This is a genomic window from Mycoplana ramosa, assembly GCF_041930185.1.
GTDB lineage: Bacteria > Pseudomonadota > Alphaproteobacteria > Rhizobiales > Rhizobiaceae > Mycoplana > Mycoplana ramosa.
In genome coordinates this window covers 89535-104502 of the sequence record NZ_JBHEEW010000017.1, presented here as the reverse complement: position 1 = coordinate 104502, position 14968 = coordinate 89535, and the positions used below count along the sequence as shown (strand labels likewise).

The window sequence follows — 14968 nt, the reverse complement described above, 5'->3', positions numbered from 1 at the left end:
CGTCGCGCAAACCACTTTGAAAGCCTCACACAAACGTTACCAATTTGTAATTTTCCCGACGGCTCGAATCCCTTGAAAAGCCATATTCCGGGGCCCAAATGATGGTCATCGGCACCTGATCAAGCCGTGGTCTGGCATCCCGGCCTGTCCCCCGCCGCGCCAGACTATAGGACAAAGGCCTTATCCCCCTCTCCGGGCCTTTGTCCACAATTCGCAAAAGCCGCTGCGGACGCGCCTCCCGTCCGCAGCGGCTTTTTCTTTTCGTCCGACGGGTCGCGCTTGCCGGTTGGAAATCGATTCCGATCCGCATCGGCATGCGCTATGGTCCGGCCGGAAAGAAGGATTCGACCATGACCAATCTGTTACCCGTACTCGACCACGCCGCCGCGAATGTTCCCGCCAGTCTCGATCGCCTGTTCGAACTCGTGCGCATCAAAACGATATCGACCGATCCGGCCTACTCGGCCGAGGTTCTGCGCGGTGCAGAGTGGCTGGTGGCAGAGCTTCGCTCCCTCGGCTTCGACGCGAACGTGCGCGAGACGTCCGGTCATCCGATGGTCGTCGCCCATCACGACGGGGCAACGCCCGACGCGCCACACGTGCTGTTCTACGGTCATTACGATGTCCAGCCGGTCGACCCGCTCAATCTCTGGCAGAACGACCCGTTCGAGCCGGCTGTGCGCGACATCGGCGGCGGACGGCGGGTCATCACCGGCCGCGGTACTTCCGACGACAAGGGCCAGTTGATGACGTTCGTCGAGGCCTGCCGCGCCTACAAGGAAACGGTCGGAGCGCTGCCTTGCAAGGTAACGATCCTTTTCGAGGGCGAGGAGGAGTCCGGCTCGCCTTCGCTGAAGCCGTTCCTCGAAGCCAATGCCGCTGAACTCAAGGCCGACTACGCACTGGTCTGCGACACCAATATGTGGGACGCCGATACGCCGGCGATCTCGGCCGGGCTTCGCGGCCTCGTCGGCGAGGAGATCGTCGTCAAGGCGGCCGACCGCGACCTTCACTCCGGCTATTTCGGTGGTGCTGCCGCAAATCCGATCCACATCCTCAGCGATGTTCTTGCAGGTCTGCACGACGCATCCGGTCGCGTTACGCTCGACGGTTTCTACGAGGGCGTCGAGGAAACGCCAGAGCACATCAAGGCGACCTGGGAAAAGCTCGGCCAGACGGCCGAAAAATTCCTGGGCGAGATCGGTCTCTCCATCCCGGCGGGAGAAAAGGACCGCTCGGTCCTGGAACTGACCTGGGCGCGGCCGACAGCCGAGGTGAACGGCATCGTCGGGGGCTACACCGGCGAGGGGTTCAAGACGGTGATCGCCGCGGAAGCCACCGCGAAGGTCTCCTTCCGACTGGTCGGCAACCAGGATCCGGCCAGGATCCGCGACACCTTCCGTGCCTATGTCCGCTCAAAGATCCCGGCCGACTGCCAGGTGACGTTCCACGCCCATGGCGGTTCGCCTGCAATCCACCTCCCCTACGATTCGCCGCTGCTCAACAAGGCCAAGGACGCGTTGTCGGAGGAGTGGCCGAAGCCCGCCGTCATGATCGGCATGGGCGGATCCATCCCGATTGTCGGCGATTTCCAGCGGATGCTGGGCATGGAATCGCTTCTCGTCGGCTTCGGGCTGTCCGATGACCGGATCCACTCGCCGAACGAGAAATACGAACTGCGCTCCTTCGAAAAGGGCATCCGCTCCTGGATCCGGATCCTGGCGGCTCTCGGCGCCCGCTGACGCGATCCCCACGCTGCGATCCGATGGCGCAAGGCTTTCCGCAGGACCAAAGCGGGTTGCGCCATCCGATCAGTTGAGCGCAAGGCAGAGGCTCGCCACGGACCGATCACGATCGATCAAACCTGCGCGGGTTTTCGATCGCATCATTGTCCTGTCCGCCGACGATGGTTAATTTCGCGGCCAACAATTCGGCGTGAAGGGGCGTCTCCGCAACGCGAGGCGGAGACGTAGGGAGGAAGCACACCGCATGCGCAACACCAGTCCGGACAAGCCGCGGCAGACATCGCTGATCCTGGCAGGCCACAGCACGTACGCACGGTTATCGGTCACATGAAACTCGGCAAGCTCATTTGGCCCGCCGTCGGAGCGGTGGCCATCGTCTTCTCCGTCTGGATCCTCTACCACGACCTCAAGGGGCTTTCGTATCACGATTTCCGGGACAGCCTGCTGGCAATCCCACCCTCCGGCTGGCTGCTCGCCGCCGCGGCAACCGTCGCGGCCTATGCCGCACTGGCCGCCTACGATCACCTGGCGCTGGAGCATCTCGGTCATCGCATCTCGCTCTGGTTCATCACCGTGGCGTCGTTCACCGCCTATGCACTGGCGCACAACATCGGCGCGTCCGTGCTCTCCGGCGCCGTCGTGCGTTACCGCGCCTATTCCTCGAAGGGCCTGACGGCCAGCGAGGTCGGCGTGCTTGTCGCCTTCTGCTCGTTCACCTTCGCGCTGGGGACTGCGGTGCTGTTCGGCCTTGTCCTGATCATCGAGCCGGAAATCATCGAACGCTTCGCAGCATTTTTGCCGATCGAGGCGGCATTCTCCACCGGCGTGCTTATCCTCTTTCTTGTGGCCCTCTACATCGTCGGCAGCCTCGTCGGGTTTCGGCCGATCCGCACGCGCTGGCTGCACCTGGAGTATCCCCGCCCCTCTGTTGCCCTCCAGCAGTTGCTGATCGCGCCGGTCGAGCTACTGGCTGCCGCGGCGATCATCTATTTCGTGCTGCCCGCGGCTGGCAATCCCGGCTATCTGGTCGTGCTCGGGATCTTCCTTGCGTCTTTCTCCGCCGCCCTCCTGTCGCACGCGCCGGGCGGCATCGGCGTTCTGGAACTCATCTTCATCGCAGCGCTCCCCGAACTGGAGCCCGTCGACGTTCTGGCAGCGCTCGCCGTCTTTCGCGTTTTCTACCTGATCATCCCCTTCGTGTTGGGACTGGGTGCCGTGTTCGTCTTCGAGCACGCACGCTACAGCCAGATGAGGGCCAACGAGGACGATCAGGGATGAACAAAAGGCCGGTTCATCCTCTGTTCAGGCCAATCAATCCATAAGAGGCCCATCACTGTTCTCAGAAGTCAGTCTTTTTGGAGTTGAAGATATGGGAAAGTTCGTCACAGGCCTCATGGCGGCCGTCTTGTCTGCGGCCACGCTTGCAACCGCTTTCGTTCCGGTACAGGCAGGTGCCATGCCCCGCGCTGGCGCGACCCTTCCGACAGCCGTGGAGAATGTCGACTATTACGTCCGGCGCGGCTATCGCGATCGCCGCGACTATGACCGAGGGCATCGACACGGTTACTACCGCGGCTATCGCGGCTATCCTCACTATCGCGAGGGCTATCGCCGCTACAACGATGGCTACTGGTATCCGCTGGCCGCCTTTACGGCCGGTGCCCTGATCGGGGGCGCTGTCGCCAGCCAGCCGCGCTACTATGACGGCGGCGGCGTCAATCCGCGGCATTTCGACTGGTGCGCCGCACGCTACCGCTCCTACCGGGCCTACGACAATACGTTCCAGCCCTATTATGGGCCGCGCCAGCAGTGCCTGTCGCCATACTATTGACCCAGCGAAAGAGCGGCCACGAGCCGCTCTTTTCGGCGACATCGCTGTACCGCGAATTATCGACCGTCCCGCGATACCTTTCCGTCATGCCGCTTGCTGCGGTTTGAACCTCCGGCCGAAGCATGATGACAAAAGATCATCGTGTTTCGGCCGTCTCGATTCATCCGCAAGCGTGCTGCCACCGGCGGTGCCGTCTCTGCGTCGAGTTTGCTGCGCCACGCGACGGGGTGGGATTGCATCAATCACCGTTGCCGCCGCCGGCCAAGTGAGCGAGGGTAGGGTGTTGGTGAACCCGGCGAAGAGGAACGCTGATGGGCGATTTCGTCGAGATCGTTGAAATGGCCGCGCGTGACGGCCTGCAGAACGAAAAGCGGATCATTCCGGCGGCGGAAAAGATCGCCCTGATCGACCGGTTGTCGGCTTGCGGTTTTCGCCGCGTCGAGGCGACCAGTTTCGTCAGCCCGAAATGGGTGCCGCAACTCGCCGATGGCGCCGAGGTGATGGCCGCAATCGTCCGCCGCCCGGGCGTGCGCTTTTCGGTTCTGGTGCCGAACATCAAGGGCTATGAGGCGGCGCGGGCCGCACGCGCCGACGAGGTGGCGATCTTCGTTTCCGCCTCCGAAGGGTTTTCTCGAGCGAACATCAACTGCTCGATTGCGGAAAGTCTTCATCGCCTGGAGTCCGTCGCGGAGGCGGCGCGGGCCGACGGCATTCCCATGCGCGGCTATGTCAGTTGTGTCGTCGCCTGCCCCTATGATGGGCCGACCCCACCTGCGGCCGTCGCAGATGTCACCGAAAGGCTGTTCGCTCTCGGATGTCACGAGGTGAGCCTTGGCGATACGATCGGGCGCGCAACGCCCGACGAGATCGCCGCGATGCTGGACGCCGTTCTGGCGCGAGCGCCCGCACAAAAGCTGGCCGGACATTTTCACGACACGGGCGGGCGCGCGCTCGATAACATCCGGACCAGTCTCGACATGGGGCTGCGGGTCTTCGATGCCTCGGTCGGCGGACTTGGCGGATGTCCCTACGCGCCGGGGGCGAGGGGCAACGTCGATACGCTCGCCGTCGCCCGGATGCTGGAGGCGATGGCGTATCCGACCGGGCTGGACCTGGATTTGCTGGCAGACGCGGCGGACTTCGCACGCGACCTGGTGAGAATGTCGGAAGGGAACCGGCCATGACTTTCGAGACGCTTTCGATCGCTGTTGATCAACGGGGCGTGGCGGTGCTGACGCTTGCCCGGCCGGAACAGCACAATGCCCTTTCAAGCGAGATGATTGCCGATTTGACCAGCGCCGCCGCACTGCTGGGGGCCGATCGGCAGGTGCGCGTGGTGGTCGTCACCGGTGCGGGCGCGAGTTTCTGCGCAGGCGCCGACCTCAAATGGATGAGGGCGCAGGTTGATGCCTCCAGGGCGCAGCGGATCGTCGAGGCGCGCAAGCTTGCGCTGATGCTGAAGGCGCTTCGCGAACTGCCGAAGCCGCTGATCGCCCGCGTGAACGGCCAGGCCTATGGCGGAGGCGTCGGTCTGGTCAGCGTCTGCGACGCCGCAATTGCAGCAGCCGGGGCACGCTTCGGCTTTACCGAGACCCGCCTCGGCCTCATCCCGGCGACGATCAGCCCCTACGTGATTGCCCGGATCGGCTCCGCTGCTGCGCTTCGCTACTTTACCTCCGCCCGGATCTTCGCCGCGGACGAAGCCCGGTCCGTGGGGCTTGTGAACACCGTCGTCGAGCCGGATGGACTGGAAGCGGCCATCGAGGCCGAGATCCAACCCTATTTTTCCACCGCACCGGAGGCCGTCGCCGCAACAAAGGCACTGGTCCAGGCTGTCGGCCGACCGATTGATGAGCAACTGATTGAAATGACCCTGTTGCGCCTTGCCGATACTTTGCAGACGGTCGAGGCACACGAAGGCCTGTCGGCCTTTATCGAAAAGCGACCGCCGTCGTGGAAGGTGCAGGCACGCTAGTGCCGGGCACGCTTGCCGCCAGATGGTAAACACCTTCAATAGGCTGGTGTCGGACGTTCGGTTTGTGGCGGCCTGGCGCCTGCCGCACTGGGGCGCATAGATGGTGTAGCGGCCATCAGGATGGCGGATTAGGCGCAGCCCATACATTCGCATATCGTCACTCATCTGGACATCGACGAATGCTACGCAATCTCTCTTCCCGGTTTCTCGGGTGGGGTGAACATATAGAACTTTCATGGTGTCTCCTAAGGTCAAGGCGCACGAAGGCGCGCCCGCCGGCAGAGGCCGGCAGGGTGGTTGAGTTCATCGCTGCGGTAACGCCCGCAAGCCAAATCAATCGCTTGCCCCTAAGGGGTGGTTAAGGACGGATTAACGCGGAGGTTGCATTTTCTGCGCCCCCCTGATTGCACCGTCTCAACCAGGATGGGCGTGGCCCGATGCGCGCGATCGTGATTTCCACTTTCACCGGCCGCTGCTATTGTATCGGCGCAGCAAACAAGGAGACGGCCATGAAGCACATCCTTCTATTTGCATTCGCCCTTGGCTTGTCCGCCCCGATGGCACAGGCCGACTGCGCCTATCACCAGACCAGCGCGAAGGCGAACGTCGATCAAACGACGACGACTGCAAGCACATCGAAAGATCCGCAGATGTCGTCCGAACAGTTGGTGCTTCTGAAGAAGCAACAGCAGTCCGCCACCGACGAAGAGCGTGCGGCTGAGTGATGTTCAGCACAATCTAGCCGCTGTGAACGTTCCGGAAAGGAGCGTCTGTTGGCTGTTTAGCTTCAGCAAGCCTCTTGCCGAGCGACTGACCGCTCTTGCTGTCGAGGCGCTGGAGGCGGCCAATGGACGATAGTCTTGAGAACAAGTTTCGGCTGGCCACCATCGCGCCGTTGGACCGGCGAATGAAGCGGAAGCATCTTGCAGTCTACGGCTTCATTTTGGACTGGTATCATCGAAAGTATGGCGATGCCCTCGCCAGTGTCCGGCACATTGTTGCAACCCTGAAAGAGCGCGATCCAGACGGCATCGGCCTCTATACCGGTGACGTGCACTCTGCCCTCAAAGATCTGGTCAGCTGGGGTTATCTGACGCAGGAGAAGGGTTCCGGACGCAGGGCTTCCCGCTATGTGCCCGATTGGGCGCACGGCCGTAGTGTTCATAAAACCCCGAACACTACGGAGAGTGAGATTAGCGTTCTGGAAAACCAGAACACAAGTGTTCGGGGAATTCCGAACGCTACGGCCGATAGCGTTCATAAAACTCAGAACCAAGACCCATCTACCGTGACCCGGTCACTAGACCCGGGTACACGGAAAGATGGATATGATTGCGCACCGCCTTCGGCGCCGCCCGTCCCCGGCCTTGGCCGCCGCTGCGACCTGCAGGGCGATCGTCGAAGCCGCGGTAAAGCATGGGATCCTCTGCCGCTTCGATGGTTGCATTGAAGTTCGGGAAATCCTGCGGGCCGCTCGAGAAGATCTACCGCAACCACGTCGCCGTGAGACAGTCATTACCGCTGAACAAGCAATCGCGATCAGGAAGGCGGCACATGCTGCAGGGCGGCCGTCCTCTGCCCTTCTATACGCCATCGTTTACGAGACCACGCTTCGCTTGTGGGACGTTGCTGGCCAATGGTGGCCGATCGATCAAGGCGGGCTCTCAGATGTGATCGATGCTGGAGGAGATAGGAAGTGGTTCGGGCTGCGCTGGGACCACATCGACGATGAGCTCGTCATGCGGTTCACACCGTCGAAGACTTCAGACACCACCGGCAAGTCAGTCACTTACCCGCTGACGCTTGCACCGATGGTCCTAGAGGAGCTTGAGCATTGGCCACCAGAGAGGCGAGTCGGGCCGGTTATTGTTTCGGAGGCGACCGGACTGCCATATGTGACGCGGGCCATTAGTGACCGATGGGCAGATGATAGGAAAGCCGCTGGCGTGAGTCCGAAGGTATGGGCACGTGACTTGCGCGCATCCGCGATCACTGAAGCAAGGGCGTCCGTAGCGTCGACCGATGACGCTGCCAAGGTCGCCGGCCATAGCAGCGTCAAGACAACAGCATCGGTATATGACCGTGCTGAACAAGAAGCTGCCGAGCGGTTCGCAGAATCTCGCATCAAGCTGCGAGAACGGAACGGTAACGGCAGCGGTAACGCGCGGTAACGGCTTAGGGGGAACTGGTTGAGAACTATAGCGAATTCGTTAATCCGTCCTTAACCACCCCTTAAATCGCCGCAATTACAGTTCATCGCACCCACGATCACGAAAGGTGTCTTCTCCCGGCATGGCAGGCCAGCGCAAATCACAACGGATCGAGCCCTCCTTCGAGGACGAGGACGACTATGACGACGATGATTTGCGCATCGACGAGGACGACCGCGTGACGCGCACCGCCGGGCGCCGCGCGAAGCCGGCAAAGCGAAAATCCAAATCCTCTGCCCGCAGGAAGCCGTCGTCCAGACGGGGGCCGCGCGGCGGCGGTCTCCTCGGCGCTGTCCGCTTCCTGACCTACTGGAGCATCGTTCTCGGCATCTGGGGCGGTATGGCCGTCGGTGCCCTGGTCCTCTATTACGGCGCCCAGATGCCCAGTGCGAAGAGCTGGTCGATCCCGGTGCGCCCGCCCAACGTCAAGATCGTGGCGCGCGACGGCAGCCCGATTGCCAATCGCGGCACCACCGGCGGCGAGGCGCTGTCGCTCGAACAGATGTCGCCCTACATCCCCCAGGCGGTGATCGCGATCGAGGACCGGCGATTCTATTCCCACTTCGGCATCGACCCGCTCGGCCTCGCCCGTGCAATGGTGACGAACGTCGTCAGCGGCCGCATGGTGCAGGGCGGCTCGACCCTGACGCAGCAGCTGGCAAAGAACCTGTTCCTTTCGCCGGAGCGCACGCTTGAACGCAAGGTGCAGGAAGTGCTGCTCGCCTTCTGGCTGGAGCACAAGTATTCCAAGGACGAGATTCTCGCGATGTATCTCAATCGGGTCTTCTTCGGCTCCAACGCCTATGGCGTCGAGGCGGCCTCGCGGCGCTACTTCAACAAATCCGCGCGCGACGTGAACCTCGGCGAAGCCGCGATGCTCGCCGGGCTCCTGAAGGCGCCGTCGCGCCTTTCGCCCGCCCGCGATCCCGAAGCCGCCGAGGAGCGGGCCCAGGTCGTGCTCGGTGCCATGCGCGAGGCCGGCTTCGTCACCGACCGCGAAATCACCACCGCCATGTCGCAGGCGCCGACGCGGGCGAAGAGCTACTGGTCGGGGGCTGAACATTATGCAGCCGACCTCGTCATGGATCAGGTGCCGAAACTGGTCGGCGACATCACCGAGGATCTCGTCGTCGATACGACGATCGATCTCGACCTGGAGAAAAAGGCGGACGAAGCGATCACGGCCGTTATCCAGACCGAGGGCGAAAAGCTCAATGCCTCGCAAGCGGCACTCGTCTCGATCGACGGCACCGGCGCGATCCGCGCGCTCGTCGGCGGGAAAGACTATGCCACCAGCCAGTTCGACCGCGCCTCCAAGGCGAAGCGCCAGCCGGGGTCGGCCTTCAAGCCATTCGTCTATGCGGCGGCGCTCGAAGCAGGGCGTTCACCGCTTTCGGTGCGCAACGACGCGCCGGTCAAGATTGGCAAGTGGACCCCGGAAAACTACGACCAGAAGTATCGTGGGCAGGTGACCTTAAGCTCCGCGCTCACCAATTCGCTGAACACGATTGCCGCGCAGCTTGTCATGGAGGTGGGGCCGGATCAGGTGATCAAGCTGGCGCACCGGCTCGGCATCGAATCCGAAATGCAGGCGAATGCTTCGATTGCATTGGGCACCTCGGAAGTCTCGCTCGTCGAGCTCACGTCCGCCTATGCCCCCTTCATGAACGGCGGCTACAAGGCAACGCCGCACATCATCCGCCGCATTTCCACGGTGGAAGGAAAGGTGCTCTACGAGAACACCTACGACAATCCTCCGCGCGTCCTCGAGCCGGAGATCGTCGCCATGATGAACGGCATGCTGATGCGGGTGATTACCGAAGGCACCGGCAGGAATGCGAAGCTGCCGGGTTGGCAGGCGGCGGGCAAGTCCGGCACGACTCAGTCCTTCCGTGACGCGCTTTTCGTCGGCTACACCAGCAATCTGACGACCGGGGTCTGGTTCGGCAACGATGACGGCAAGTCGATGAAGAAGGTGACGGGTGGCGGGCTGCCAGCCAAGACCTGGAGCCGGTTCATGACGGCGGCGCACGAGGGCCTGTCGCCTTCGCCGCTGTTCGGCACGACCGGCGGCGATCTTCCGGTCGTGCAGCCGGCGCCGGCCGAGGACGAGCCGGACACGCTGGCGGAAATGGTGGCGCGTGCACTGGGGACCAGTACCCGGGGTGCCGGGATTGAAAGCCCGGCTCCGACGCCGGAGACGATCGACAGCAATGCCCTGCCGGTTCCGCCGGCCGAGGTCGGCCAAACGCCGCCTGTGAAGCGGCGTTCCACCCTGCTCGATGTCCTGATTGGCGGCTGACGGTCCCGACGGCACGGTCATCTGGATCAGTTGCAGCGCGCGGCCTTGACGGAGTTGCCGCGCACTCCCACATTCAGTCGATGGCGGCAATTTGCGGACGCCTCAGCCTTCTGATTGCGCGTCCTTTTCGGCACGATTGACGCCTTGCAGTCACCTAGGCTGATCCTTATATAGCCGGAAGACGCGGCCTCCGTCGCGAATTCCTGCACTACCATCCCACTAGGGACTGCCGAACGAATGCCTGATTGGGTTCCGGCGGTTCGCTTCAAGGAGAGAATGACATGGCTAAAGTAATCGGTATCGACCTCGGAACGACAAACTCGTGCGTCTCCGTCATGGACGGCAAGGACGCAAAAGTCATTGAGAACGCCGAAGGCGCGCGCACCACGCCCTCGATGGTCGCCTTTACGGAGGATGGCGAACGCCTCGTCGGACAACCGGCCAAGCGCCAGGCTGTGACGAACCCGGAAAACACGCTCTTTGCGATCAAGCGCCTGATTGGCCGCACCTTCGACGATCCGACGACGCAGAAGGACAAGGGCATGGTGCCCTACAAGATCGTCAAGGCCGGCAACGGCGATGCCTGGGTCGAAGCGCACGGGACGGATTATTCCCCGTCGCAGATCTCCGCCATGATCCTGCAGAAGATGAAGGAAACGGCTGAGTCCTATCTCGGCGAAAAGGTCGAGAAGGCGGTCATCACCGTTCCGGCCTACTTCAACGACGCCCAGCGCCAGGCCACCAAGGATGCCGGCAAGATTGCCGGTCTTGAAGTGCTGCGCATCATCAACGAGCCGACCGCGGCCGCCCTTGCCTACGGTCTCGACAAGAAGGACGGCAAGACCATCGCCGTCTACGACCTTGGCGGCGGCACCTTCGATATCTCCGTTCTGGAAATCGGCGACGGCGTGTTCGAGGTGAAGTCGACCAACGGCGACACCTTCCTTGGCGGTGAAGACTTCGACATGCGTCTGGTCGAATACCTGGCCGGCGAGTTCAAGAAGGACCAGGGCATCGACCTGAAGAACGACAAGCTTGCCCTGCAGCGCCTGAAGGAGGCTGCGGAAAAGGCGAAGATCGAGCTGTCCTCGTCGCAGCAGACCGAGATCAACCTACCGTTTATCACGGCCGACGCCTCCGGTCCGAAGCACCTGACGATGAAGCTGACCCGCGCCAAGTTCGAGGCACTGGTCGACGACCTGATCCAGCGCACCATTGCGCCGTGCAAGGCGGCCCTCAAGGACGCCGGCGTCTCTGCGGCCGAGATCGACGAAGTCGTTCTCGTCGGCGGCATGACGCGCATGCCGAAGGTTCAGGAAACCGTCAAGCAGCTGTTCGGCAAGGAGCCGCACAAGGGCGTCAACCCGGATGAGGTGGTCGCCATGGGTGCCGCCATCCAGGCCGGCGTGCTGCAGGGCGACGTGAAGGACGTTCTGCTGCTCGACGTGACCCCGCTGTCGCTCGGCATCGAGACGCTCGGCGGCGTCTTCACCCGTCTGATCGAGCGCAACACGACGATCCCGACGAAGAAGAGCCAGACCTTCTCGACTGCCGAAGACAACCAGTCGGCCGTGACGATCCGCGTCAGCCAGGGCGAACGCGAAATGGCGGCGGACAACAAGCTGCTTGGCCAGTTCGACCTCGTCGGCATTCCGCCGGCGCCGCGCGGCGTACCGCAGATCGAAGTCACCTTCGACATCGACGCCAACGGCATCGTGCAGGTTTCGGCCAAGGACAAGGGCACCGGCAAGGAGCACCAGATCCGCATCCAGGCGTCCGGTGGTCTGTCGGATGCCGACATCGAGAAGATGGTGAAAGACGCCGAAGCCAATGCCGAGAGCGACAAGAAGCGGCGCGAGACGGTCGAAGCCAAGAACCAGGCCGAGAGCCTGGTCCACTCCACCGAGAAGTCGGTCACGGAGTATGGCGACAAGGTGTCTGCAGACGACCGCAAGGCGATCGAGGATGCGATCGCGGCCCTGAAGACGGCCATCGAGGCTTCCGAGCCCGACGCCGAGGACATCAAGGCCAAGACCAACACGCTCATGGAAGTCTCCATGAAGCTCGGTCAGGCGATCTATGAGTCCCAGCAGGCGGAAGCCGGCGCGTCCTCGGGCGAGGCAGGCGACAACGTCGTCGATGCCGACTACGAGGAAGTCAAGGACGACGACGACCGCAAGCGGTCGGCTTCCTAACAGCACAAGCTCCCGGCCGCGCTCGGCGCGGCCGGCCTTTCCGGTAGAACAGAGGCGGAAGACAGACGAAGGACACGGCCATGGTGCTTCGCGTTCACTGCGGTGACGATATCATGGTGTCTTCTGCTCGCATTCCTTTCGCCGCCTTGCATTCGGACCATGATGCCGGATACACCAGGGCACGGCTGGCATTTCCCCTTTCAACGAACGAGACACCGTCCATGAGACGGGCGCGGCAGTGATATGGCTAAGATTGACTTCTACGAAACGCTGGGCGTGGCCAAGGGCGCCGATGAGAAGGAACTGAAAAGCGCCTTCCGCAAGATGGCGATGAAATATCATCCCGACAAGAATCCCGGTGACGCTGCGGCCGAGGTGAAGTTCAAGGAAGTCAACGAGGCCTACGAGATCCTGAAGGATCCGCAAAAGCGGGCTGCCTACGACCGCTACGGCCACGCCGCCTTCGAGCACGGCGGCATGGGCGGCGGCGGATTCGGTGCCGGCGGCTTTGGCGCCGGCGGGTTCTCCGACATCTTCGAGGACATCTTCGGCGAGATGATGGGCGGTGGCCGGCAGCGGCGCTCTTCCGGCGGCCGTGAGCGCGGCGCAGACCTGCGCTACAACATGGAAATCTCGCTGGAGGAGGCATTTGCCGGCAAGACCGCGCAGATCCGCGTACCGACGTCGATCAGCTGCGACGTCTGCTCCGGGTCCGGTGCCAAGCCGGGCTCGAAGCCGCAGACCTGCGGCACCTGCCAGGGCGCCGGCCGCGTGCGCGCGGCCCAGGGCTTCTTCTCGATCGAGCGCACCTGTCCGACCTGTCAGGGGCGTGGCACGATCATCCCCGATCCCTGTACGAAGTGTCATGGGCATGGTCGCGTGACCGAGGAGCGTTCGCTCTCCGTCAACATCCCGGCCGGCATCGAGGACGGCACGCGCATCCGCCTGGCCGGCGAAGGCGAGGCCGGTCTGCGCGGCGGGCCGGCGGGAGACCTCTACATCTTCCTGTCGGTCAAGCCACACGAGTTCTTCCAGCGCGATGGCGCCGACCTGCATTGCAGCGTGCCGATTTCCATCACCACGGCGGCGCTGGGCGGAACCTTCGACGTTTCGACCCTCGACGGCACGAAGTCACGCGTCAGTGTCCCCGAGGGGACGCAGAATGGCCGGCAGTTCCGCCTCAAGGGTAAGGGCATGCCGGTGCTGCGATCGACCCAGGTCGGCGATCTCTATATCCAGATCCAGATCGAGACACCGCAGAAGCTGACGAAACGACAGCGCGAACTGCTCAAGGAGTTCGAGGAGATTTCCTCCAAGGAGAACAATCCGGAATCGACCGGGTTCTTCGCCCGGATGAAGGAATTCTTCGAGGGCTGAAACACCGGCCCGTCACAGATCACGAATGCCCGGGTCCACCGGGCATTTTCATGCCCAGCCAAGACACGCAGTTTCTCCAGAACGGAGCCGTCACCATCGGCACCAATGCCCGGCGGTTTGCCTGTAGGACGGGGCTGCTCACGCCGCTGCGACGCGCCTCAGGGACAACATGCCGGCAACATCGACACGCACGTGGAGATCGTCATAGGCCGTGATCCTCGGATGCGGCGTCTTGGGGCCGTGACCGTGCGTGGCTGCCACGACCACCACGCTGGCGCCCGCGCTCTCGCCGGCCCGAACCCCTGCCTCGACATCCTCGAACACCAGACATTGGCCCGCTTCGACGCCGAGGCGGCTCGCCCCAAGCAGATAGCCTTCCGGCGAGGGCTTACCGATCCTGACATCCTCGGCCGTGACCATGACGGTCGGAATCGGGATGCCGGCGGCGGCAAGGCGGCGATGGGCAAGGGCAATCGGAGCCGATGTCACAATCGCCCATCGATCCGCGGGCAAGGCGGACAGGAACGCCACGGCGCCGGAAATGGCGACCACGCCATCGACATCGGCAATCTCGCCCTTCTCGATCTCCAGCGCCTCGGCGATCGGATCAATCCCGGGCAGATCCAGTGCACGGATCGTATCGATGCCGCGCTTGCCATGCATCGTCGGCAGGAAGGCATCCACATCCAGCCCATGCCGGCGGGCCCAATTGCCCCATACACGCTCGGTCGAAGCGGTCGAGTCGAGAAGGGTTCCATCCATGTCGAAAAGGAAGGCGGAAAAGGTCTTGCCGAAGACTGGAGAAAAAAGCGCGTCCACGTTCCCGATCTCGAAATATGCGCCGGCAGCGGCGCTCGCATCCTTCGCTTAGCTTCCCATCAGGCCGCTGGCAACCGGTCTCGGTTTCCAAGTGGGACCTTGCAGCGAACGACAGACTGTCAACGCCCAGGCTATGGCGCGGTTAAGGCTTGCATATTATTTCTTTGCTGATGAGGTGCGGCTCTCTTCCGAACGGGCGGAGGATCACATGAAATACGCAGTGGCGACCTTCACGCTGACAAGCCTTCTTATGGTGGGCATTGCTCGTGCCGATTCGGCCGACGACGACAAAGACCAGTCCTACGATCTGCCGACGATCGTCCATGGCAAGACGAGCATGACCAAAGCGATGCAGTCGAGCTCCACCTTCAGCTTCAAGCTGTTCCGGGCAGACGACCCGGACAAGCGGCAGCCCTATTCCTATCCCGAGCCGAGCCCGAACCGTCGATAACGGCAATCCGGAGCGGATTGCCGTTGACCTGTTGGGCTTCCACCCGCGTCCGTCGCAATGACC

At 62.7% G+C, this 14968-nt stretch carries 13 protein-coding genes; 12 read left to right on the top strand and 1 reads right to left on the bottom strand.

The annotated features are described in order from the left end of the window. Window positions 1–350 precede the first annotated feature (350 nt). The 11 genes from JNC62_RS19495 (at window position 351) to dnaJ (ending at window position 13635) form a co-directional block, all read left to right on the top strand. Window positions 351–1742, top strand: coding sequence for a M20/M25/M40 family metallo-hydrolase (locus JNC62_RS19495; RefSeq protein WP_374840977.1), 1392 nt, complete (start codon window positions 351–353; stop codon window positions 1740–1742). A 330-nt stretch (window positions 1743–2072) separates the two neighbouring features. Continuing rightward, window positions 2073–3023 carry a lysylphosphatidylglycerol synthase transmembrane domain-containing protein gene (locus JNC62_RS19490; RefSeq protein ID WP_374840975.1) on the top strand — a complete coding sequence of 317 codons (951 nt, stop codon included), beginning with the start codon at window positions 2073–2075 and terminating at the stop codon, window positions 3021–3023. 91 nt (window positions 3024–3114) lie between these two features. Continuing rightward, complete coding sequence (locus JNC62_RS19485; protein WP_374840973.1) at window positions 3115–3576, top strand: BA14K family protein; 462 nt, start codon at window positions 3115–3117, stop codon at window positions 3574–3576. A 311-nt stretch (window positions 3577–3887) separates the two neighbouring features. Beyond that, window positions 3888–4760, top strand: a complete 873-nt coding sequence (locus tag JNC62_RS19480) for a hydroxymethylglutaryl-CoA lyase (RefSeq protein WP_374840971.1) — start codon at window positions 3888–3890, stop codon at window positions 4758–4760. Then, window positions 4757–5551 (top strand): crotonase/enoyl-CoA hydratase family protein, encoded by a 795-nt coding sequence (locus tag JNC62_RS19475; protein WP_374840969.1) that lies wholly within the window; start codon window positions 4757–4759, stop codon window positions 5549–5551. Before JNC62_RS19480 ends, JNC62_RS19475 begins: the two co-directional genes overlap by 4 nt. A gap of 437 nt (window positions 5552–5988) precedes the next feature. Then, a complete protein-coding gene (locus JNC62_RS19470; RefSeq protein ID WP_374840967.1) occupies window positions 5989–6276 on the top strand; it encodes a hypothetical protein in 288 nt (95 codons plus the stop codon). Window positions 6277–6398: 122 nt separating this feature from the next. Continuing rightward, complete coding sequence (locus JNC62_RS19465; RefSeq protein WP_374840966.1) at window positions 6399–7001, top strand: hypothetical protein; 603 nt, start codon at window positions 6399–6401, stop codon at window positions 6999–7001. A 166-nt stretch (window positions 7002–7167) separates the two neighbouring features. After that, window positions 7168–7722: a tyrosine-type recombinase/integrase gene (locus tag JNC62_RS19460; RefSeq protein ID WP_374840964.1), complete on the top strand. Its 555-nt coding sequence runs from the start codon at window positions 7168–7170 to the stop codon at window positions 7720–7722. Between the two features lie 121 nt (window positions 7723–7843). Continuing rightward, window positions 7844–10063 (top strand): transglycosylase domain-containing protein, encoded by a 2220-nt coding sequence (locus tag JNC62_RS19455; RefSeq protein ID WP_374840963.1) that lies wholly within the window; start codon window positions 7844–7846, stop codon window positions 10061–10063. A 281-nt stretch (window positions 10064–10344) separates the two neighbouring features. Continuing rightward, a complete protein-coding gene (gene dnaK, locus JNC62_RS19450) occupies window positions 10345–12258 on the top strand; it encodes a molecular chaperone DnaK (RefSeq protein WP_374840961.1) in 1914 nt (637 codons plus the stop codon). Between the two features lie 243 nt (window positions 12259–12501). Beyond that, a complete protein-coding gene (dnaJ, locus tag JNC62_RS19445) occupies window positions 12502–13635 on the top strand; it encodes a molecular chaperone DnaJ (RefSeq protein WP_374840959.1) in 1134 nt (377 codons plus the stop codon). Window positions 13636–13773: 138 nt separating this feature from the next. Here the strand turns inward: dnaJ and JNC62_RS19440 are convergent, their stop codons facing one another. Continuing rightward, window positions 13774–14454 (bottom strand): HAD-IA family hydrolase, encoded by a 681-nt coding sequence (locus JNC62_RS19440; protein WP_374840957.1) that lies wholly within the window; start codon window positions 14452–14454, stop codon window positions 13774–13776. Window positions 14455–14662: 208 nt separating this feature from the next. Here JNC62_RS19440 and JNC62_RS19435 point away from each other — a divergent pair, with 208 nt between their 5' ends. Continuing rightward, window positions 14663–14905, top strand: a complete 243-nt coding sequence (locus tag JNC62_RS19435; protein WP_374840955.1) for a hypothetical protein — start codon at window positions 14663–14665, stop codon at window positions 14903–14905. Window positions 14906–14968 lie beyond the last annotated feature (63 nt).

Coding starts and splice junctions, on each gene's coding strand:
- JNC62_RS19495 (WP_374840977.1), top strand. CDS start 351: ATGACCAATCTGTTACCCGTACTCGACCACGCCGCCGCGAATGTTCCC.
- JNC62_RS19490 (WP_374840975.1), top strand. CDS start 2,073: ATGAAACTCGGCAAGCTCATTTGGCCCGCCGTCGGAGCGGTGGCCATC.
- JNC62_RS19485 (WP_374840973.1), top strand. CDS start 3,115: ATGGGAAAGTTCGTCACAGGCCTCATGGCGGCCGTCTTGTCTGCGGCC.
- JNC62_RS19480 (WP_374840971.1), top strand. CDS start 3,888: ATGGGCGATTTCGTCGAGATCGTTGAAATGGCCGCGCGTGACGGCCTG.
- JNC62_RS19475 (WP_374840969.1), top strand. CDS start 4,757: ATGACTTTCGAGACGCTTTCGATCGCTGTTGATCAACGGGGCGTGGCG.
- JNC62_RS19470 (WP_374840967.1), top strand. CDS start 5,989: ATGCGCGCGATCGTGATTTCCACTTTCACCGGCCGCTGCTATTGTATC.
- JNC62_RS19465 (WP_374840966.1), top strand. CDS start 6,399: ATGGACGATAGTCTTGAGAACAAGTTTCGGCTGGCCACCATCGCGCCG.
- JNC62_RS19455 (WP_374840963.1), top strand. CDS start 7,844: ATGGCAGGCCAGCGCAAATCACAACGGATCGAGCCCTCCTTCGAGGAC.
- dnaK (WP_374840961.1), top strand. CDS start 10,345: ATGGCTAAAGTAATCGGTATCGACCTCGGAACGACAAACTCGTGCGTC.
- dnaJ (WP_374840959.1), top strand. CDS start 12,502: ATGGCTAAGATTGACTTCTACGAAACGCTGGGCGTGGCCAAGGGCGCC.
- JNC62_RS19435 (WP_374840955.1), top strand. CDS start 14,663: ATGAAATACGCAGTGGCGACCTTCACGCTGACAAGCCTTCTTATGGTG.